The following is a 21,166-nucleotide window of genomic DNA, read 5'->3' as shown; positions in this document are numbered from 1 at the left end:
TGTACCGATTTCTCTTTTTACCGATCAGAATTTCATCGACGCGCTCAGCCCAAAAGTGCGCGGCTGCAGCAGCGTCGTCAGGACCGCCGCGCCGGCTGCCGCCTGTGACGTGTTGGCGGCAAGCTGACCGCGCTTGTCAAAGATATTGCGGGCAAAAACCTGCCCGGTAACCGGGCCGATCGACAAGCCGGCGCGCAAATCGACCGACGTATAGTCGGGCAGCTGATATTGCGGGAATCCGACGCTATTGTCGAAACTGGCGGTGCGGTCCGAAACGAAGCGCAGCGTGGCGCCGACGAACGGCTTCGATGCGCTCGCCGTGGCGACATAATCTGCATTCAGCGCGGCGGTGAACCGCGGAACATTGGGCAGTCGCTCGCCCTTTACCGCGCCGATCGCGGGATTGTCCTCGCCGATCTCACTATCGTTAAACGCGAACGCGCCGGTGAAAGTCAGGTCGACGCTGGGGCGGGCCGTGAGGTTGAGTTCGGCGCCCCGTATTTTTGCGGTGCCGGCATTGAGGTTCGCGGACAGGCCCTGCACCGCCGTGATGATCTGAATATCGTCCCACGCCACATAGAATGCAGACAGGTCGATCGCGAAGCTGCGATCGCGCGTCTGCGCCTTGAATCCGACTTCATAGCTCTCCAGCGAGTCCGATTTGAAGCTTGTCGGGGCGAGCAGGTCGCCGGTCCCTGCGTCGCGGATCACGAAGTTCGGACCACCGGGGCGATAGCCGGTAGCAAAGCGTGCATAGGCGGTAGCATTGTTGCTGAATTTATACTGGGCATTGGCAAGATAGGTCACCACGCTCTCGCTCGACTTCGCCTCCGGCGCCGAGCCGATCAGCAGACCGGATCCGATCTGCTCGAACCGCTGATTGTTGTGGGCATAGCGTATTCCGCCGGTGATGTTGAACTTGTCCGTCAGATGATAGGTCAAATTACCGAAGACGGCATATTCCTCATAAGTGCTGGGAATCTCGACCTTGCCGAGGTTGAACGGGACCTGGACAAGGTCTTGGTCGAACGTGTCGACCGCCTGGAACAGCCGGCTCCGCTCGTGCGTGTAAAATCCACCGAGCAGCCATTGTAGCGGCTGATCCTGCTTCGACGCGAGCCGGACTTCCTGCGCAAACTTCCTGGTCTTGTTGAACGACCGCGTTCCGGCGCCACCAGCATCGACGCCGAACTGCGGCAGCAACGGTACATAGAGCCCCGAAACATCGGTGAACAGGTCGGTACGCGAATATTGATAGCTGGATATCGAGGTCAGGTCCGCGAAACCGAAATCATAGTTGATCGTGCCGCTGATCAGGCGGAAATCGGAATTGAACGGCTCCTCCAGCGGATGATCCTGATCGAACGCGCCATGGACCGGCTTGCCGGCGAGCGTATAGGCAGCGTAGCGCGCACCCTCGCGCCGGATGTTCTGGGCGAAACCGGTGATGCGCACGGACAGGTCTTCGGTCGGCTCGATCAGCACGTCTGCGCGGCCTCCATAGGTTTCACTGCGATCGACGTCCTTTTGTCCGCGCGCGGGATTATCGTTGAACCCGCCGTCGCGCGAAAAAAAGCCGCTGGCCCGCACCGCGACCTTGTCGGTGACGACAGGCAGGTTGATGGCGGCCGCGCCGTGATAGCTGGTGCCGCCATGGCGTGTGTCCGACACACCGGCCTGAACATGGCCTTCCACGTCGTTAAGTGTCGGCTTTGCAGTCACATATTTGAGCACGCCGCCCATCGAACTGGCCCCGTACAACGTCCCTTGCGGGCCGCGCAGCACCTCGACGCGCTCCATGTCGAACAAAGCGGCATCGAGCGCCCGCGCGACGCTTTGATTGAACGCCGAACTGGATCCATAGGGGACTTCGTCGACATAGATGCCGACCGTCGGGCTGGTGTCGGAACCCGATGTCACCCCGCGCAGGCTGATCTGCGTGTATCCTGCGCCCAGCGTGGTGAATTGAAGACCGGGAACGGTGTTGGCGAAGTCGACGAACTGCGTCGCGTTGAGCTTTTCGAGGTCGGCTGCGGTGAGCGATGTGACCGACTGCGGCGTATCGATCAGGCGTTCCGAGCGTTTTTGCGCGGTGACGACGATTTCCGATGACATGACCGGCTCCGGCGTGTCGTCGGGCAACGTCTGTGCCTGCAGCGGCGCCGACAGCGCGCATGTCGCGACACCGATGGCAAGACGTGCGGTCATATTCTTGAACAAGAGTTTCTTCATTGCGTGTCCCCTTTTGGCCTTATCAGTCGCGTCATTCGGTAGCGACGCATCCCCGCGGCTGGCGTTGCGATGCGGTGTGAAAGCGTGCCGGTGAAAGCTGTTCGGCGCGGATGCCGCGAGCGGCCAGGGCGGCGGGGATTTCCTCGCCGCGGACCAGAGCGCCCGCGAGCCGGGACAGCGCCGGTGAGGTCTGCACCCCATATCCCCCCTGTCCGACCAGCCAGAAGAACGCCGGATGATCCGGATCGAATCCGACCACGGGCGATCGGTCCGCAGCGAATGTGCGCAGGCCCGCCCAGCTATGCTCTATGCGCCGCACCGGAATATCCGCAGCTTTCTGGACGCGATCGACGGCGATGGCGAGATCGAGTTCTTCCGGAAAGGTGTCGCACGGCTCGCTGGGAGTCTCGTCGGCCGGCGACATCAGAATCTTGCCTGCCTCGGGCTTGAAATAGAATTCGCCGCCGATGTCGATCACCGCCGGCCATTGCGCCGGCGAGGTTCCGTCCGGGGCGTCGACAATCAGCGCGCTACGGCGGCAGGGGGTCAATCCGATCGGCGCGACGCCAGCGCTCCGCGCGACGACATCGCCCCATGCCCCCGCGGCGTTGACCAGTATCTTCGCGGTGAATGTCGCATGCGGCGTGACGATCGTCCATTGTGCGCCGTCATAGGTGCAATCCATCGCCCGCGCGGAACTATGGATTACCCCACCCTGCTGACGCAGACGCTTCAGGAAGTGATGGTGGATCGCATCAACGTCGAGATCATAAGCAAACCGTTCTGACAGGGCCGCGGCGATATAGTCCTCGCGCAGGACGGGGACGAGATCGCACGCCTGACGCGCATCGATCCATTCGACCACGTCAGCGACATTCGCTTCCGCCGCGATCGCTTCCAGTGCGGGGAGCTGTTCGTTACTCGCAATATGCAGGCAACCGCGCGGGCCTGCGAAGGTCTTTGCGCCGGCGCCCTGTTCGAAGAAGTCGCGGCTGGCCTGGGTGAGCGCACGGATCAGCGCGTTGCCGTAGATTTCGAGATGCAGCGCGGCTGATCGACCCGTGGCATGCATGCCGGGCCGCTCCTCCTGCTCCAGCAGGAGAACGTTATGGCCATCCGACAGATCGGCGGCGGCCCCAGCTCCGGCAATTCCCGCCCCGACGACAGCAACATCAAAGGCGGACTGCATGAGAATTGGCCGGGTTCCTCGATTTCTGCCCGGAAAAGCCTGACCCAGCCCGCGTATGCCAGGCTCCCGTCGACTCAGCGCAGAGCAGTTTGTTTCAGTCCTAATATAAAAGACTGTGCGCTCAGTTTTTTTTCGTGGCAAGTGCTTTTTTGCATGACCGGGAAATGAACTGGGCTAAGAGGAGGCATGCCAAAGAGAGACGAAGCGTATATGGCAGCGCAACGCGAAGCGATCGCGCGCGCCGCGTTAAGGGTGTTGCTGGAGAAGGGCGTGTATGCGACGTCGCAGCGCGATATTTGTCGTGCTGCGAATATTTCGAACGGCGCGCTGTACACGCATTTCAGAACGCGAGAAGAAGCGATCGCGGCGGCGTGCGCTCTCGATCATGCCGATCGCCTCAGTGGTCCGCGGCCGACATCCTGGGATGCATATGTCGCCACCTTTTTTCACGGTCGTCCAGAGAAGGGGTCGCTAACGTCGAAGCGGTTCCGATTGTCTTTGCAGTTTTCCGCCGAGCTCACCCAGATGGAGGATAATCCGGAGAGCCTGTCGACGCTTTTGTTTCTGTATCGGGAAGACGTCACGCAAAGCCTCGCCGGTTTGGCAAAACTTGGGATTGTGAAGCTGCCGCTGGGCCTTGCGGAAACGACCGAGATTCACATGCATCTATTCACCGGCGCGGAATTTCAGTTGACCACCGACCGCAGTCTGTCGCCTGATTTCGTACTTCATGCGCTTCGCCAAGGCTTGGCAACGACGGCCGGACTTGTGGCGGTGCCGGGAGAAGACCCTGCGGACATCTTCTGAACGAAGCTGCAGGCTTTCCATGCTGCTGATGAAGGGCCAGTTGGACAGTTGGAAGAACGCATCGTGCTGGACGCGGCGTCATGATGTGCGCTGTGCTCGGCGGAAGAACTGAAAAGCTGATCGTCGAGCCAGCGAATGCAGGTCGCCTGTTCGGTAATAATATCAGCGTTGCTCCGGGATTCGCGGGAGATGACAAAAGAATGGAACGAGCGGCAGTTTCCGACCTCAAACTCGCCATTCTTCGCCGGACGCGAGCCAAGCAAGCGAGCTCATTCTACGAACGGCCCGCTGCTTAAGAGTTGATTCGGAGCAGCGCTAATTCGCCCCGCTGCGTTCCGAACCATATCATCTCGACCCTTCAAATGGGCACCTTCAGTGAGTTATAACAAAGGTGTGCCCGCGAAGGCCGGGATGACGGCTATGGGTGGGGCTTCAATCCAACCCAAAACCACTCACATTTTCTACCGCCGCGCCGCGAAGAAATCCCTGAGCAGCGCCGCGGCTTCGCCCGCGCCGATGCCATCGTAAATCTCCGGCCGGTGATGAATCGTCGGCTGCGCGAAGGTCCGCGGGCCGTGGGCGACCGCGCCGCCTTTCGGATCGTCGGCGCCATAATAGAGCCGCGCGATCCGGGCGTGCGCGATCGCCCCCGCGCACATCGCACAGGGTTCGAGCGTGACATAGAGGTCGCAGCCGCCCAGCCGTTCACTGCCAAGCTTGGCGGCCGCGGCGCGAATCGCGACGATTTCGGCGTGCGCGGTCGGATCGTGCGATTCGCGCGGGCGGTTGTGCCCTTCGGCGATGATCGCGCCATCCTTGACGACGACCGCGCCGACGGGCACTTCGCCCCATTCGGCGGCGATTCGGGCCAGATCGAGTGCGCGGCGCATGGGTTCGGGCATGGGGAAACGGGACATTCTTCCCCGCTAATCCCTTGACGAATCCCCGGCAAGCCGATAAGCGCGCGCCTTTCCCGGCTCACTCCGGTCCTGCCTTCCCCGATTTCCCGGGAAGCGCCCGGACGCCGACCCGATTTTTTTGACCCGATTTTTTTAACGAGGACAAACATCATGTCGCGCATTTGCGAACTGACCGGCAAGGGCCGTATGGTGGGCAACAATGTCAGCCACGCCAACAACAAGACCAAGCGTACCTTCCTGCCCAACCTGCAGAATGTGACCTTGCTGTCGGACGCCCTCGGCCAGGGTTACAAGCTGCGCGTGTCGACCCACGGCCTGCGCACCGTCGAACATAATGGCGGCCTCGACAATTGGCTGCTGAAGGCCGGCGACGACCAGCTGTCGGCCTCGGCGCGCAAGCTGAAGAAGGAAGTGGCAAAGAAGCTGGCCGAAAAGGCCGCTTAAGCTTCGTCCTACGCACGAATCGCAAAAGGCGGCCCGGCTTGCCCGGCGCCGCCTTTTTGCTGCCCGAAGAAAATCCCGCGGCGTGGATCGTCATTGCGCGCAACGACGCGCTATTGCGAAGAACCGGGTCGCGGCAGATCGACCAGTTCGAACTGGAGCAGCAGGCTGCGCTGCCACGTGTTGAAATTATCGTCGGACACCAGCCACAGGAAGGTGCGCCCGTCCTCGATCGCCACCGCCGACCCTTCGTAATTTTCGGCCAGCGGTCGCGGCACGCGGCCGATCGTCTGCGAACGGACGACGGCATCCTTGCCGATATCGTCCGGGTCGACGATCGCGAGGATCGTCGTGAAGACGGGATCGAAACCGAGCCGCCGATGCACGAGCAGGATGCGGCCATCGGGCAACGCCGCAGCGTCGCTGACCAGTCCCTTGCCCGCTGCATCGTAGAAGAAGCGGATCGGCGCCGCGCCCGGTGCGGCGGGATCGCCGGTATAGAGCAGCGCCTCGCGCCCGCGCGGATCGTCATCGGCATCTTCGGAAAAGATCACCGTCCGCCCGTCGGCAAGGCGCGCCATCGCTTCGGGTCCGCTATTCGAGGGCCAATCGGGTCCGCCCGGCAGCTTGCGGCGCGATTCGATCGCGGAAAGATCCGAATCGAGGCGCCAGACCTGGTTGATCCCTTCGAGCGCGATCCAGCTTTTGCCGCTGACCGGATCGAAGACCATCGCCTCGGCATCGTTCATCGATTTGCGCCGCGCGCGCCCATCGGGTGTCGGCAGCCCCGCGATGCGAAGGTCGCTGGCGTGGCCGGCGGCGGTCAGGGTCAGCCGCGTCCAATAGCCATTGTCGCCGACGAGTTGAAAGCGGTCGCGACCGATTCGCGCCACGCTCGAAAAGCCGCCGAAATAGCTGTGCGGGCTCGTGAGGCGCCAGCCGCGAACGAAGCGCAACATGCCCTCTTCACTCGCCGGGAAGCGCAGCGGATGCACCACCACGCGCTCGGTCAGGTCGATCCGGGGCGTAAGCTGGAGCGTTCCGGGCATCGGCCCGATGGCCAGAAAGATCAGGGCGGCAGGGAACAGGCGGCGCATCGGCGCGGACGTAGAGCGCTTGTCCGCGAAAGGAAAGCGCCGGAGGCCCGGTGAAGCTGAACGCCAGCCAACAACCATGTTCAGGCTCGGCTCAAAGCGAATCGGGCAAAACATCTTCATCGACCACAGCCCTGAAGGGCAAACGACGAAAGAAGGAGAACGACGATGAAAAAGATGGTGACCCTCTCGATCGCCGCCCTGATGTCCACCGTGACCTTGGGCCTGGCAACTCCCGCCGCGGCGCAGAACGGCTATTATAACCGCGACGGCTATTCGAGCTATGACGTGCGTTACGACCGCAACGATCGCCGCTATGACCGTCGTTACGATCGCCGCGCCGACCGCCGCGACTATCGGAACGATCGTCGCTATTACAACAACCGCAACGACCGCCGTAACTATCGCCAGTGTGACAACGGCACCGGCGGCACGATCATCGGTGCGGTTGCAGGTGGCCTTGCCGGCCATGAAATCGCTGGCCGCGGCGACCGCACGGTCGGAACGATCATCGGCGGTGCCGTCGGCGCCCTCGCCGGCCGCGCCATCGACAAGGGCAATGACGGCTGCCGCTAAGGCCTGACCCGAGCTCCAATAAACTTCTCCCCTCCTTTGCCCCGTCCGGCCCCGTGCCGGGCGGGGTTTTGCTTGTAGAGGTACGGGAAGGAATGTCGGCGGCTTTGGGGTGGGAAGCGGACATAGGTACCACCCTACTTTCGTCATCCCGGGCTTGACCCGGGATCCCGCTTTTTTTTCCGCATAATCCGTCTTTGACTTCAAGCGGGACCCCGGATCAAGTCCGGGGTGACGATAAGGGTAATGGCGGCAATCAGCCGAAACCGGTCCACCATCCTCGCCGCCCGTCGCTGCCGGCACGGCCCGCCGCAAACGGCAAGACGCCGCGCCTTCCCGCCGGGAAGCGGGGTTGCCATCGTGCCGGAGGACGCCTAATCTCGCGCCCAAGTGCACGTCTGCGGTCCTGCAGGCGCGTGAGATTTGGACAGGTCATAATAGCCATGCGGCAAATGGCAGCGCCTTCGGGGCGATCGCCGCGGCCCGTGCCGGCGGCGAAAGGGCAAAGCAAGGCAGGCGCCGAACCCCGGCCCGTGCCGATCCACCGGCCGCGCACCTATGCCGCCATCGATCTGGGCACCAACAATTGCCGGCTGCTGATCGCGCGTCCGCAAGGCGGCGAGCTGGTCGTCATCGACGCCTTTTCACGCATCGTCCGCCTCGGCGAAGGCCTGCACGGCAGCGGCAAGATCAGCCAGGCGGCGATGGACCGCACCGTCGCCGCGCTGTCGATCTGCGCCGACAAGCTGCGCCGCCGCCACGTCACCCTGTCGCGCGCGGTCGCGACCGAAGCGTGCCGCCGCGCGACCAACGGCGAGGAGCTCGCCGATCGGGTGAAGCGCGAGACCGGGATCGCGCTCGATATCATCTCCGCCGCCGAGGAAGCGAAGCTCGCGGTGCTCGGCTGCCATAATCTGATGGAGGCGGGCGACGGCCCCGCGCTGATCTTTGACATCGGCGGCGGTTCGACCGAACTGATGCATGTCGACGCGTCGGACGACGATGTCGCGATCCGCGACTGGATCAGCGTGCCTTGGGGCGTCGTGTCGCTGACCGAACATGCCGCAGCGGCCGAGGACAGCCTGGCCGCACGCCAGGCCTGCTATGCCCGGATGCGCGAAGTGACGCGCGAAGCCTTCGCCGCCTTCGCCGGTCGCGCCGAGCGCTTTGCCGGACAACCGCTGCGCCTGCTCGGCACCAGCGGCACGGTGACGACGCTCGCCAGCGTCTTCCTCGACCTGCCGCGCTACGACCGGCGCGCGGTCGACGGGCTTGTCGTGCCGTCGGACGCGATGCGCGAAATCAGCCGCCGCCTCGCCGACGCGAGCATCGCCGACCGCTCCGAAATCGCCTGCATCGGCCGCGAGCGTGCCGATCTGGTCGTCGCGGGCTGCGCGATCCTCGAAAGCATCATCGACCTGTGGCCCGCGGCGCGCGTCGGGGTCGCCGATCGCGGCATCCGCGAGGGCATCCTGCGCACGCTGGCGCGGCAGGGCCGCGACGTCCCCGTCACCCGCCGCGAGTTTCGCAAATGAGCGGGGGCAGCGGGAAAGGCGGCGGCGGCGGGAGCTCTGGTCGGGGCGGCCTGCATGTCCGCGTCAAGACCGCGCGCAAGCGCAGCGTGTCCTCGACGCGCTGGCTGCAACGGCAATTGAACGATCCCTATGTCCGCCGCGCGCAGGCCGAAGGCTATCGTTCGCGCGCCGCGTACAAGCTGATCGAGCTCGACGAGAAATTCGGCTTCCTCAAAAAAGCGCGGGCCGTCGTCGACCTGGGCATCACGCCCGGCGGCTGGTCGCAGGTGACGCGCAAGACCAATCCGCGGGCGCGCGTCGTCGGCATCGACCTGCTCGCCTGCGAACCGATCGAGGGGGTCGAGATCCTCGAGATGGATTTCATGGACGACGCCGCTCCCGACCGGCTGATCGAAGCGCTCGGCAGCGCCCCCGACCTCGTCATTTCGGACATGGCGGCGAACACCGTAGGCCATCCCCAGACCGATCACCTCCGCACCATCGGCCTCGCCGAGACCGCCGCCGATTTCGCGGTGCAGACGCTGGTCCCGGGCGGCGCGTTCGTCGCCAAGGTCTTCGCGGGCGGCGCCGACCGCGAGCTATTGTCCTTGCTCAAACGGCATTTCACGACCGTCAAGCACGCCAAGCCGCCTGCAAGCCGCAAGGGTTCGCCCGAGCTTTATGTCATTGCGCAGGGGTTCAAGGGACGGCGTATGGACAAGGCAAACGGATAGACGGGGTTGCGGTAGCTTTGGGTTAGAAAGCCGCCGCGGCTTTCCCGCCTTCGTCATCCGCGGAGGAGACCCGTGGCTCTTCCGCCTTGATCCGGGATCCCGCTTTTTGAGGGCGCCAGCAGTTTTCGATATCAAGCGGGACCCCGGATCAAGCCCGGGTGACGATGAAATGAAAGCCTGGTTTCGGCCGTAAACGGCCGCGCCCGGTCCCCTCATGTTCGCCGCACCCACCCCGGACAAGCCTGCAAGCGGGTGCGCCCGACCTCAAAAACCCTGCCGCAATTCAACCCCGATGGTGCGCGGGCGGATCGTCGAGAAACGATCCGACCCGGTCGTCAGGTCGACGTCGAGCCGCGGATGGACGTTGAACAGATTATTCGCATAAAGCCGCACCGTCGTATTGTCGCGGCTCACGGACGCGAAGGCATTGACGACCTGATAGCTTTTCCGCGACCGGATCGGGTTCGGAATATAGCTCACGGCATCGGGATCGTCGGGATAGGTGACCGGCAGTTCGGTATCGAACGAATAGGGCGCGCTGCCCTGATACTGATATTCGCCGCGGATATCGAGGCCCCAGCCGTTCGACAACTCGGCCGCATAGCCGGCGTAGGCAGTGGCCATCCATTTCGGCACGTCGGGCAGCGCGTCGCCCTTTTTGGCCGAGGTGCCGGGCACCGCTTCGGTCACCTTGCCCTTGGTATAGGCCGCGGTGCCGCCGAGCTGGAAACCACGCAGCGGTTCGACCCGCGCCTCGAGTTCGAACCCCTTCACCTCGGCGCTGCCGATATTGTCGGTATAGCCGAAGCCGCACGACGGCAGGCCGATCGCCTGCTGGATCTGTTTCCACCGCGTGTAATAGGCCGACGCGTTGAGCATCAGCTTGCCGCCGCCGAACATATTCTTGGTCCCGGCCTCATAGGTCCACAGATTGTCGGACCCGAAGCTGTCGGGCGCGCTGTCGATGCCGAGCTGGTCGAGGTCGACCCGGCAGAGGTCGGGATCGATCCGGTCGCGGTTGATCCCGCCCGGACGAAAACCCTTGGCGGCCGAGGCATAGATCAGATTGTCACGCGTGACCTTGTACGAAAGACCGAATTTGGGATTGATGCCGTCTTCCTTGTTGCGGCGGTCCGCGAGCGCGTTCGGCCCGCCCGCGAAGACGCCGTCGGTGCGCGCATTGACGAACTGTTCGACCTTGAACACGCGCACACCCGCCGTGACGTCGAAGCCGTCGAACAATGTGTAGCCCGCTTCGCCGAACAGCGCATATTGCTTGGTGTTGGTGAAGATATTGCCGAAATAGGCGAGGTCGGTGCCGAAGACCGCAGCCATGCCGGGGGTATTCACCGTCTGGATCAGCCGGTCGTCCTGGCTCGAATAATAGCCGCCGACCACCCATTTGAACGGCGAGTCATTGTCCGATGCCAACCGCAGTTCCTGGCTGAACGTCTTGGTGGAGCTGTCGGAAACATTGGTGCTGGTCAGCGGATAAATGCCGGGAACCAGTCCGCCGATGTAGAAGCTGTAATCGCGGACATAGCGGAATTTGCGGTCGAAATAGGCGGTCAGCGATGTCGCCTTGACCCCGCCCAGCTCCTTTTCGACGCTGAGGCTGTAGATGCCGGCGCGGTCGTAATTGGGCTGGGCGATGCGGTAGGAGGCCGACATGTCGGACCGTCCGGTGAACATGTCGCCGGTGTCGCCCTGTTTATAATCCTGATAAAAAAGCTGCGGCCGGATCGTCCAGCTGTCGTCGGGACGCCATTCGAGCGAGAGCCGCCCGACATAGGTATCGCCATAGTTGCGGTTCTTCTTGGTCCGCGCCGACAGGCTGTCCTGCACCAGCGGCGTATAGTCGGGGAAGGGCGTGCTCGATTTCAGGACGACATTGACGTCGCCCGGCCGATTGTCGACGAAACCGCCGTCGTGGCGATAATAAAAGCCCGCCCGCACCGCGAGCTTGTCCTCGACGATCGGGGCGTTGACCACGACTTCGCCATTATACGACGGCCCGCCGCCGTCGGTGACCGCCGCGCCGATCGCGGTGTCGACGCTGAAGCGCGTGGGGTCGGGACGCGCGCTGACATATTTGATCGCGCCGCCCATCGCACTGCCGCCATAGAGCGTGCCCTGCGGTCCCTTCAGCACCTCGACGCGCTCCATGTCGAAGAACATCGGGTCATAGGCGCCGCTGAAGGTGGTCGACACCGTCACCAGCGAAATATCGTCGAGATAGATGCCGACCGTCGGCGACGAGGCATAAGTGGAAAGGCCGCGGATGCTGTAGCGCGACAGCCCGCGTTCGGTGCCGAAATTGGCGAGGCCGGGCACGCTGCGCAGCACATCCTTGATATCCGCCGCACCCCGATCGCGCAGCGCGTCGGCGGTTACCGCGGTCAACGACACGGGCACATCCTGGATGCGTTCGTTCGACTTGCGCGCGGTGACGACGATTTCACCATCGTCGAAGCCCGTCGCTTCGACCGCCGGACGCCGCGCCGGTTCTTCCTGCCAGGCGGCGCCGCTTGCGGCCGCCTTTTTGGACGCCGGGCGAATGACGAGCACCCCCGAGCGGCCCCAGCTCGGCTCAAGCCCGGAGCCGGCGAGCAGCCGCGCGACACCGTCGCGAACGGTGAACGTCCCGTGGAGCGCGGGCGCGCGCTTTCCTTGCAACGCGCCGCTGTCGAAACCGATCTGTTGCCCCGAGGTTCGCGCCAGCGCGCGCAGGCTGGTCTTCAGCTCCTGCGCGGGGATCGCAAAACGATAGCTACGTTCCTGCGCGAGCGCCGGAACGGCCAGCGCCGATGCGACGAGCGCCGCGGTGACGATCGAACCATGAAGTGCGTGTCTGAACAAAGGCATGAAATTCTTCCCCCTCCTGCCCGGTTTGCCAGGCTATCGGAGAGGAAGACGCACGACCCGCGCCGGGGGACACTTGGCCGGGCAAGAAATCGCATATCGGCGCAGCCCTGCCGTTGGCAGATCCTCAGCCCTCTACGATCACCCGGAACGCGAAGCGGTGCTGGCCCGCGTCGTCGACGACGTCGATCCGCATGCCATTCCCGCCGATCACCATGTCGGGATCGTCGCTGAGCAGGCTGCCGCCATAACGGATTGCCTCGCGCCGCGCGGCATCGATATCGGGAAGGGTCATGCCGTCCTCGTCGCGGTGCGGCGACCCGTTCGTCGTATGGAAGAAATATCGCGGCATTACATTCTCCCGCCCGAGCCCGCGCTTGGCACGCCGACCCAAGGTTCAAACCCCCGACGGATTGTTTCGATGCAGGTAAGTCGACGAAAAACTTGATATTTGCGCCAGCTTCGGGAAATTCAGGATGGTGAGCGACCGCGACGGGCGGCCGATCGCGCCCATCTGTTCCAATTGCCGCAGCATCCGGTTGATGTGGACGGGGGTCAGGCCAAGCAGGTCGGCCAATTGTTCCTGCGTCAACGGAACGCGAAAATTCCCCGAACGCGCGCTCGCGATCTCGTTCACCCGGTCGTGAAGCTCGCACAGCAGGTGAGCAAGACGCGCCAGCGCGTTGCGCCGCCCGATGTTGAGCAGCCATTCGCGTCCGATCGACGACTCGATCAGGATATCGACGAGTACCGCGCGGGCGATGCCGGCGCTCGCGATCGTCAGTTGCTCGATCGCCTTCAGCGGAACCAGCGCGAGCGTCGCCGGTGTCAGCGCGCGGACGTCGTGGTCGGCGGTGGGCAGGAAGATCGACTGGAAATCGAGCGCATCGCCGGGCATCTTGAGCGCAACGATCTGGCGGCCGCCGTCCGACGCGACCTTCTGACGATAGACGAAACCCGAAAGCAGGACCGGGCAGATGTCGGCCCGGTCGCCCTCGCGCAGGATCGAATCGCCCGTTTCGGCCCGCTTGACGATATGCGGCAGCCCGGCGATCGCCTGCTGGTCGGACGTCGACAACAGGCTGTGATTGAGCAGCTTGCGGATCAGGATGCTGAGCGGGCCATATCCCATGCGCCCGGCATGTTCGTCGGCCCATTCGAATGAAGGCGCATCGCCGTTTGGCATTCGACTCCCTATTCCGGTTGCCCCTTGCCCATCCAAACCGGACAACATGGCACTCGGTTCCATCGCAGGGCATCAAAAAAAGGCGATCATGTCGATTGCAAACCCGGCCGAGGAATGTCCGAATCGGGGTGGGGAGCGGGCGTCGCTTTCTACAGCTTCGTCATCTCGGGCTTGACCCGGGATCCCGCTTTTTTGAGGGCACCGGCGGTTTTCGAAGTCAAGCGGGACCCCGGATCAAGTCCGGGGCGACGATGGACGGGACGGCAACTCCCAGCCGGCACCGGATATTCCCATCAGCAACTCGGGGTCAGAGAGTCGAATGCAGCTTCCACAAGCTGGACGTCGCCTTGGTCATCTGCGCGAGAATCGTCTCGCCTTCCCAAAGCGTAACATGGATGCCGTCGGTTTCGTTCCGCGCGATCTGAAAGGCATGGTCCGGACTTTCGGCCTGAAAGTCGATGCGCCGCGGTTGATTTACATCGGCGTCGCTGATGATGAGATGAAAGGCTCGCATGATCGCTCCTTGTGTCGCGAGCTTGCGCTACCAGGCTCTCGGCATCTGATGATCGGCCGGCCGTATGAAACGGGACTGCGGCACTATGCCGAAACCACGAATGGCCGATCTGGGTGGAACCGCAGTCGTTGGGAACCTTATGGCATGAGTCGACCGCGATTGCGCTAACATGGATCACCTTTCGGGTGGCCGGTCGGATGACGGAGCAGGCAGCGCCATGCTACCGATTATCGGCCGGAGGCCAACAACCGGCAGCATGCGCCGTCAGGATCAGGCGTCGATCAACAGCGGATCGGCGTCATCCTCGTCGACGATATTGCCCGACTGCCGATCGAACAGCCGGCGATAAAGCCCGTCCGGATCGGTGAGCAGCGTTTCATGGTCGCCATCCTCGACGATCCGGCCCTGGTCGAACACCAGGATCCGGTCGAGCGTGCGTACCGTCGACAGGCGGTGCGCGATGACGATCGCGGTCCGGTTCGTCATCAGCCGGTCCATCGCCTGCTGGATCAGCGCCTCGCTCTCCGAATCGAGGCTCGAGGTCGCCTCGTCGAGGATGAGGATCGGCGCATCGGCCAGAAAGGCGCGCGCGAGCGCGACGCGCTGGCGTTCGCCGCCCGACAGCTTCACCCCGCGTTCGCCGACCAGCGTCGCATAGCCGCGCGGCAGTTTCGCGATGAAGTCGTGCGCATTGGCCAGCCGTGCCGCCGCCTCGACCTCGCCCTGGCTCGCTTCGGGGCGAGCATAGGCGATATTGTCGGCAAGGCTGCGGTGGAACAGGATCGGTTCCTGCTGCACGATCGCGATCTGCGCGCGCAGCGATTGCTGCGTCGCGTGCGACACATCCTGCCCGTCGATTGTCACCCGGCCTTCGTTCACGTCGTAGAGCCGCAGGATGAGCTTGACGAAGCTCGTCTTGCCCGATCCCGAATGGCCGACCAGGCCGACCCGCTCGCCGCCGCGGATCAGGACGCCCAGATGCTCGTAGAGCGGCGTGTCATGCCCGCCATAGCGGAAGGTGACATCGTCGAAGCGCACTTCGCCCGCGCCGATCCGGATCGCGGCGGCATCGGGCTGGTCCTCGATCCCCAGCGGCTGGTCGTGCAGGTCGACCAGTTCCTCCATCTCGTTCACCGAACGTTGCAGGTGATGGATGTGGAAACCGATATCGACCAGATAGCCGTGGACGACGAAATAGCTGGTGAGCACATAGGTGACGTCGCCCGGGGTCGCGTGGCCGCGCCACCACAGCCAGATCGCCGCACCGGTGATCGCGCTGCGCATCACCCAAAGGACGAGAATCTGCGCGCTGCCCGACCAGGTGTAGCGCATCCAGGTGCGGCGCGTCCGCTTCGCCCATTTGGCGAGCAGCCGGTCGACACGCGCCTCCTCGCGGTCCTCGGCGCCGAACGCCTTGACGACAGCGTTGGAGCCGACCGCATCCGAGAGCAGGCCGCCGAGCTTGGTATCCCACGCGTTCGAAAGCGTCGCCGCGGGCGACGCCCAGCGCGCCGCGAGCACCACGGTCATCGTCACATAGGCGGCAGCGCCGACCCCCATGACCAGCCCGAGCACCGGCCAATGCCAGCCGAGCAGCAGCATCGTGCCGAGGAGCACGACGATCGACGGCAGCAGCTGGAGCAGGAGCACGTCGTTGAGCGTGTCGAAAGCCCACATGCCGCGCGTGATCTTGCGAACGGTCGAACCGGCGAAGGCGTTGGCATGCCAGTCGGTCGAGAAACGCTGGACACGGTGAAAGCTGCCGTGCGTCACCCCCTGCATCATGCGCAGGGTGAAGGGGACGATACCGGCCCAGGCGATATGGCGCAGCAGCACCATCGCCAGGCCGAGCGCCGCCATCGCCGCGAACAGCATCAGCGCGCCATCGCGGCGACCGGCGGCGAGCGCGTCGATCAGCCGGCCCGCGAACAGCGGCACGAAAATCTCCGTGACCGTCGCGGCAGTGATGAAAAAGGCGATGACAGCCGCGCGGCGGCGCTGTCCGGCCCAGTGACGAAAAGTGAAGTCGAGGACGCGGCGGATCGAATCCGCGCGGCCTTTGCCGTGTGTCGATGTCATAGCGTGACCCGGCGCCGGGGCGCCGTCTCCAATGCGTTGAATTCAGGGTGCGATCCGAAGGAAAAATCGGATCAGGGAGGCTTCAGGACCTAATGGCGCAGGTCGCCAATGGTGGGAAACCCGCCGAGGGGGCGTGCTGTGGTCATGCCTGTCATCTACGCCCTCCTTTTCGCGCTGGAACGGTCCGGTGATGTAACGACCTCCCCGGCGCTTGGCAAGCACCGCAGATTTCGGCGTTCATCTGCCACTTGTCGCGGGGCCGCAGACGACCATATCGATGAAGTCGCTCATCAAAGGCCGAGTAACCGAATGTCCGCGCGCAATCGATATTATCAAGGGCCCGTTTCCGATCATTTCGACGGAACCCGCTTTCTCAACCCGGCCGGCGAGCCCGAGACCGACCGGTCGTTCGGCGACCTCCTCCGCTGGCGACGTTCCGCCCCCGACAATAGCTGGCCGGCGGCGGTCGAGGTGACGCCGGTGATCCCCGACGCCCGGGTCGAGGGCCTGCGCGCCACCATGGTCGGCCACGCGACGCTGCTGATCCAGCTCGCCGGGGTCAACATGCTGACCGACCCCGTCTGGTCCGACCGCGCGAGCCCGGTCGCCTTCGCCGGCCCCCGGCGCGTGACGTCGCCGGGTATCGAGCTGGACGCGCTGCCGCCGATCGATGCGATCCTGCTTTCGCATAATCATTACGACCATCTCGACATCGCGGCGCTGCGCGCGCTCCATGCCCGGCACGATCCGCTGATCATCACCCCGCTCGGCAATGATGCGATCGTCCACCGCCGCCTCCCCGCCGCGCGGGTGCGCGCCGGCGACTGGGGCGATCATTTCGACATCGCGCCCGGGGCGACGGCGCATATCGTCCCCGCGCTGCACTGGTCATCACGCGGGCCGCGCGATCGCCGCATGGCCCTATGGGGCGGCTTCATCCTCGAAGCGGCGGGAAAGCGCGTCTATTTCGCGGGCGATACCGGCTATGGCACCGGCCATATCTTCCGGACGATCGGCGCGCGCTTCGGCGCGGTCGACCTCGCCATCCTGCCGATCGGGGCTTATGATCCGCGCTGGTTCATGGCGGCCCAGCATTGCGACCCCGAAGAGGCCATCCAGATCATGCTCGACGTCGGCGCCAAGGCCGCTGTCGGCATGCATTGGGGAACGTTCAAACTGACCGACGAAGCGCGCACCGACCCCGAACGGCGCCTTGCCGAAGGTCTCGACGCGCGCGGAATCGAGCCCGGTCGTTTCAGGGCCCTGCATCCCGCCGATATCGCCGATTTCGGCTAGAGTCTTTCCGGCGGGCTTTTTTCGCTGGTTGCCGTCGCGGTCATGCCATCCCGCCGCAATCTATGCCGGGGCTTTTCCGGCGGCCACCGCAGGTGTGCCGAGCAATTCGGCCTCGGCCGTCTCGATTACCCCCACCTCGGCCAGCGCCGCGCTTTCGAGCCTCGAAAGATTGGCTTCGTGCTGGGCCCGGTCGATGCGGAAATAATTGATCGCGATCAGCGAGACGGCGCCGAGCGCCAGCGCGATGGGGACATAGACCAGACCCAGCTGGTGCATCAGCCCTGCGCTGATGTGGCCAGGCTGGGCATTGGCAGGGAAATGCACCCAGGTCAGCATCGCACCGGCAAGGAGGGTGCCGAGGCCGGTGACACATTTATTGACCAACGTATTGGCGGAAAAGAACAGGCCTTCCGAGCGATGGCCGGTGCGCGCCGCATTATCCTCGACCACGTCGGCGAGCATCGAGGTGATGGCGATCAGGCCGGTCAGCGCCAGCATCGACGCGAGAAAGGTCTCGACCAGCAGGAACGTCATCAGCCACGGCCAGTCATTTCCGGGCAGGATGCCGAGCAGGCGCAGTCCGATCGGCAGCACCCCCGCCGCCATCGCCAGCCCCAACCCGAGGATCGCAACCCTTTTCTTGTCGTAGCGGCGCGTCAGGGCCGGGGTGATCGAAACGGCGACGATCGACGCGACGAGCACAGGCAGCACCAGCCCCGACAGCTGGTCGGTCGACAGCCCCCAGAAATAGACGTTGAAATAGGTGCCCAGCGTGTTCGAGACCCCGGTGCTGAGCCCGGAGAAGAGCGACGCCATCATGATCGCGAGGAAATTGCGGTTCGTAAAGGCCGCAGCGACCTGCGACAGCGCCTGACGCATTCGGGTCCCGCCGGCGCCTTCGGCCGGATGGGTCAGATAGGGGATTTGCCGGTGGGTACCGAGCGTCGCGAACAGGAAAGCAAGGCTGATCAGCAGGCCGCACCAAAGGCCGAACCGGCCGTAGCCGGCGGGATTGTGAACGCCGCCCGCGCGGTCGCTGAGGAAAATCTGGAAGGCGAGCATGCTGGCGAGGACGAGCCCGGCGACGCCGCCGAAAAACAGGACCGAGAAGAATCCGGTTCGCTTGTCGTAATCGGGCGCGATTTCGGGAATCAGCGCGTTCGCCGGCACCTCATAGAGGCTGGTGAAGAAGCGGACCGCCATGATCGTGCCGAGCAGCCAGGCGAAGTTTGCGGTGTCCGACAGCCCGGCCGGCGGGTTCCACAGCGCCCAGAAGGCGAGTCCGGTCGGAACGATCGAGGCGTACATGAACGGGTGCCGCCGGCCGAGGCGCGAGCGGGTGCTGTCGGACCACAGCCCGATCGCGGGATCCCAAAAGGCATCGCCGACCAACGAGAGCATCAGTGCCAATCCGACCGCGGTCGCCGACATGCCAATGACCTGGTTGTAAAAAAGCAGCGCCAGCGCGGTAATTGCCTGCGTCACGAGGCCGCTCGACACCGCGCCTACACCGATTGCGGCATAGACCGGAAAGCCGAGGCGCCGGGCAGGAAGCGGGGCCGTGGTCATCATCTGCTTTTTCCGGCGGGCGTTCCCGTTCGGCAGGCCATCGTCTCTCCTTTTGCGGCGGTTCCGCCGCGATCCGCCATTCTGCGATAGCGTGTGCTGATGCTTTATATGGGCATTTTTATAGATTAAAAACGATTTATCTATTCAAATAGATTCAACTTGCCGGTGACGAGTGGGGTCGCAGATGGACGCAAGTTTTCCGGTGCGACCCCACCCCATCCCTTCCGCGGAGAGGGGTGGAGAGGAAGGGATAATGGCAGCCGACAGATGCCGGGGTCAGACCGGCATGAAGTCGACCGTCGCGGACTTCGACCCGTGCACCTGGGTGTCCGAGTGGGCATAATGATAGACGAGCGCCGAACGCCGTTCGTCCGAGCTGTTATCGTTCGACATATGCATCAGAAAGCTGTGGAAGATCAGTACGTCGCCCGTTTCCATCAGCACCGGCTCAGCGTCCGAAAAGTCGTAGTCGACGACCTCGAGATAGCCGAGGTTCGAACCCGGGCGGGCGTCGGGGACGACCTGGTGAACCGGTTCATTGTGCGATCCCGGCGCCACGAACAGGCAGCCATTTTCGATCGTTGCGCGGCTCGTCGCGAGCCAGACGCCGACCTGCGGCATGCGATCGAAGACATAATAAAGCGAATCCTGATGCCATGGCTGGCCCCACACACCGGGATTCTTGAAGATATATTGCGAATTGAAACAGGATACGCGCGGGCCGAAGATCGCATGCATGATGGTACGGATCGCCGGATGCCTGGCGAAGCTGAGAAAAGGCTCGGTCCGGTGCAGGTTGAACAGCTTCGACATCCGCATGTCCGCGGACTCGCCCGAATTGACCTTGGCGGCTTCTTCGACGGCAATCGCGCCGTCTTCGCCGACATGGTGGCCGGCCGTGGCGGTGCTGCCCGCCTCGGCGCGGGTGAAAATCTCGATCGCGCGCCGGGTCATCTCGCCGCACGTCGCGGGATCGACGATGCCGCGCAGGATGAAATAGCCCTTCTCCGTCCAGTTCTTCGCCTGTTCGGGCGTCAGCAGGCTCAGATCATAGCTGTGGTCCTTGGGATCATTGGTTCGTCCCGCCTGCAGCGAGTTCAGAATATTGGCCGCGGCCTGGTTGGGATCCACGGCGGTCGCCTGATCGGTCATTCCATTCTCCATCGGTAGCGGGTTCGCCTCTTGATGAAAATAATATCATGGTCGATTATTCTAGTCAAATAGCGTTATTGGCTAGCGCATATATCATATGTGTCAGGGCGCCGAATGGCGTTCCTCGCTACACCGGATTGGATATGTATTCTCCGGCCAAACCCGGGAGCCACGCGCCGCCGCGCGCGCAATCCGGACCCTGGCTTTCGCCGGGGAACAGGATATTTGTCGCAAGCAGATATTCGCGATCGAAGCCGGGGCGCCGGAATTTCGCGCGGGAAGCGGCCCCGGATGTCGTCGATCAGGGTTTGACCGGCGCCGGCGGCAGGATCGCGCGCGCCATGCGCTCGGCAAGATCGAGTGCGGTCTCGGTTTCCTTGACCAGATCGAGATTTTTGTCCCGAACCCACCGGGTATAGGATGTCACGCCGCTTGCAATGAGGATCTGCCCGGCGAGATAGGGGGCATAATCGCCCTTGGCATCGAGGCCATAATCATGCGCGATATATTCAGCGACAAGCCGTACTTCATTTTCTTCGTAGCGCAGCCAGCTCAGCGCCAGCTCGGGATCGCGCTGGACTTCCTGGGTTAGCCCGGTTTTCGGGTCACCGTCCTTCTGGCGTGTCGCGGCGGTCGTCAGCACCAGGCGGCGGAAGAAGTCGAAAAAGGGAATTTTACCCTTGGCCGCGACCACCATCGCGCGAAGCTCTTCGATTTCCTGATCCGAAAGCGCGGCCGCAAGATCGCGCTTCGTCTTGAAGTGCGTGAAAAGCGTCGTGACGTGGATATCGGCGGCATCGGCGATCGCATTCATCGTGGCGTCGGCATAGCCCGCCTTCATGAACTGTTCCTGCGCGGCGTCGAGAATGCGCTGTCTCGTTCGGGCGCGCCGGGCCGACCGCCGGGGGAAGCGCTCTGCCTGATCCTGCACCCCCTCCTGCGCCTCGTCCATGGCCGCCGCGTCCGTGTTCGCCTTATCCGTCACCCTGCCCCCGTTTCGGCTA

Annotated in this window: 18 protein-coding genes; 6 read left to right on the top strand and 12 right to left on the bottom strand. The window is 63.7% G+C overall.

All coding sequences use genetic code 11. The features are described 5' to 3' along the window. Positions 1-24: 24 nt before the first annotated feature. Positions 25-2,232, bottom strand: a complete 2,208-nt coding sequence (locus FHR22_RS12280) for a TonB-dependent receptor (protein ID WP_166942952.1) — start codon at positions 2,230-2,232, stop codon at positions 25-27. A gap of 31 nt (positions 2,233-2,263) precedes the next feature. Further along, complete coding sequence (locus FHR22_RS12275) at positions 2,264-3,562, bottom strand: NAD(P)/FAD-dependent oxidoreductase (RefSeq protein ID WP_243853712.1); 1,299 nt, start codon at positions 3,560-3,562, stop codon at positions 2,264-2,266. Positions 3,563-3,631: 69 nt separating this feature from the next. On the opposite strand from FHR22_RS12275, the gene FHR22_RS12270 reads away from it, so the two are divergent. Beyond that, a complete protein-coding gene (locus tag FHR22_RS12270; RefSeq protein WP_166942949.1) occupies positions 3,632-4,228 on the top strand; it encodes a TetR/AcrR family transcriptional regulator in 597 nt (198 codons plus the stop codon). Between the two features lie 461 nt (positions 4,229-4,689). Here the strand turns inward: FHR22_RS12270 and tadA are convergent, their stop codons facing one another. Continuing rightward, complete coding sequence (tadA, locus tag FHR22_RS12265; protein WP_166942946.1) at positions 4,690-5,145, bottom strand: tRNA adenosine(34) deaminase TadA; 456 nt, start codon at positions 5,143-5,145, stop codon at positions 4,690-4,692. A 153-nt stretch (positions 5,146-5,298) separates the two neighbouring features. Between tadA and rpmB the strand changes: the two genes are divergently transcribed. Then, positions 5,299-5,592: a 50S ribosomal protein L28 gene (gene rpmB / locus FHR22_RS12260; RefSeq protein ID WP_166942943.1), complete on the top strand. Its 294-nt coding sequence runs from the start codon at positions 5,299-5,301 to the stop codon at positions 5,590-5,592. Positions 5,593-5,702: 110 nt separating this feature from the next. Here the strand turns inward: rpmB and FHR22_RS12255 are convergent, their stop codons facing one another. Continuing rightward, positions 5,703-6,686, bottom strand: coding sequence for an esterase-like activity of phytase family protein (locus FHR22_RS12255; protein ID WP_166942941.1), 984 nt, complete (start codon positions 6,684-6,686; stop codon positions 5,703-5,705). 165 nt (positions 6,687-6,851) lie between these two features. On the opposite strand from FHR22_RS12255, the gene FHR22_RS12250 reads away from it, so the two are divergent. The 3 genes from FHR22_RS12250 to FHR22_RS12240 all read left to right on the top strand — a co-directional run bounded on the left by FHR22_RS12250 (position 6,852) and on the right by FHR22_RS12240 (position 9,504). Further along, a complete protein-coding gene (locus tag FHR22_RS12250) occupies positions 6,852-7,259 on the top strand; it encodes a glycine zipper 2TM domain-containing protein (protein WP_166942937.1) in 408 nt (135 codons plus the stop codon). A gap of 440 nt (positions 7,260-7,699) precedes the next feature. Next, positions 7,700-8,791, top strand: a complete 1,092-nt coding sequence (locus tag FHR22_RS12245; RefSeq protein ID WP_166942933.1) for a Ppx/GppA phosphatase family protein — start codon at positions 7,700-7,702, stop codon at positions 8,789-8,791. Next, positions 8,788-9,504, top strand: coding sequence for an RlmE family RNA methyltransferase (locus tag FHR22_RS12240; RefSeq protein ID WP_166942930.1), 717 nt, complete (start codon positions 8,788-8,790; stop codon positions 9,502-9,504). The genes FHR22_RS12245 and FHR22_RS12240 overlap by 4 nt, the downstream gene beginning before the upstream one ends. Positions 9,505-9,768: 264 nt before the next feature. Here FHR22_RS12240 and FHR22_RS12235 read toward each other — a convergent pair whose 3' ends face one another. The 5 genes from FHR22_RS12235 to FHR22_RS12215 form a co-directional block, all read right to left on the bottom strand. Then, the gene (locus FHR22_RS12235) at positions 9,769-12,369 is read right to left on the bottom strand and encodes a TonB-dependent receptor (protein ID WP_166942926.1); all 2,601 of its coding nucleotides are present in this window, start codon (positions 12,367-12,369) and stop codon (positions 9,769-9,771) included. A 124-nt stretch (positions 12,370-12,493) separates the two neighbouring features. Next, complete coding sequence (locus FHR22_RS12230) at positions 12,494-12,718, bottom strand: DUF6894 family protein (protein ID WP_166942923.1); 225 nt, start codon at positions 12,716-12,718, stop codon at positions 12,494-12,496. A gap of 45 nt (positions 12,719-12,763) precedes the next feature. Further along, positions 12,764-13,552 carry a Crp/Fnr family transcriptional regulator gene (locus FHR22_RS12225; protein WP_166942919.1) on the bottom strand — a complete coding sequence of 263 codons (789 nt, stop codon included), beginning with the start codon at positions 13,550-13,552 and terminating at the stop codon, positions 12,764-12,766. Between the two features lie 307 nt (positions 13,553-13,859). Continuing rightward, positions 13,860-14,066, bottom strand: coding sequence for a hypothetical protein (locus tag FHR22_RS12220; protein WP_166942916.1), 207 nt, complete (start codon positions 14,064-14,066; stop codon positions 13,860-13,862). 270 nt (positions 14,067-14,336) lie between these two features. After that, entirely contained in the window at positions 14,337-16,145 is a 1,809-nt protein-coding gene (locus FHR22_RS12215; RefSeq protein ID WP_166942913.1) for an ABC transporter ATP-binding protein, read from the bottom strand. Positions 16,146-16,454: 309 nt separating this feature from the next. Between FHR22_RS12215 and FHR22_RS12210 the strand changes: the two genes are divergently transcribed. Beyond that, positions 16,455-17,441 (top strand): MBL fold metallo-hydrolase, encoded by a 987-nt coding sequence (locus FHR22_RS12210; RefSeq protein ID WP_166942910.1) that lies wholly within the window; start codon positions 16,455-16,457, stop codon positions 17,439-17,441. Between the two features lie 60 nt (positions 17,442-17,501). Here FHR22_RS12210 and FHR22_RS12205 read toward each other — a convergent pair whose 3' ends face one another. The 3 genes from FHR22_RS12205 to FHR22_RS12195 all read right to left on the bottom strand — a co-directional run bounded on the left by FHR22_RS12205 (position 17,502) and on the right by FHR22_RS12195 (position 21,147). Further along, the gene (locus FHR22_RS12205; RefSeq protein ID WP_166942907.1) at positions 17,502-19,013 is read right to left on the bottom strand and encodes an MFS transporter; all 1,512 of its coding nucleotides are present in this window, start codon (positions 19,011-19,013) and stop codon (positions 17,502-17,504) included. A 273-nt stretch (positions 19,014-19,286) separates the two neighbouring features. Beyond that, a complete protein-coding gene (locus tag FHR22_RS12200) occupies positions 19,287-20,162 on the bottom strand; it encodes a phytanoyl-CoA dioxygenase family protein (RefSeq protein ID WP_166942904.1) in 876 nt (291 codons plus the stop codon). 301 nt (positions 20,163-20,463) lie between these two features. Further along, positions 20,464-21,147 (bottom strand): TetR family transcriptional regulator, encoded by a 684-nt coding sequence (locus tag FHR22_RS12195; RefSeq protein ID WP_166942901.1) that lies wholly within the window; start codon positions 21,145-21,147, stop codon positions 20,464-20,466. Positions 21,148-21,166 lie beyond the last annotated feature (19 nt).

It is taken from the genome of Sphingopyxis panaciterrae (assembly GCF_011762125.1).
In the GTDB taxonomy this organism is placed as follows: Bacteria; Pseudomonadota; Alphaproteobacteria; order Sphingomonadales; family Sphingomonadaceae; genus Sphingopyxis; species Sphingopyxis panaciterrae.
Note: the sequence above shows the minus strand (reverse complement) of the source record. Positions and strands in the feature narration are given on the sequence as shown.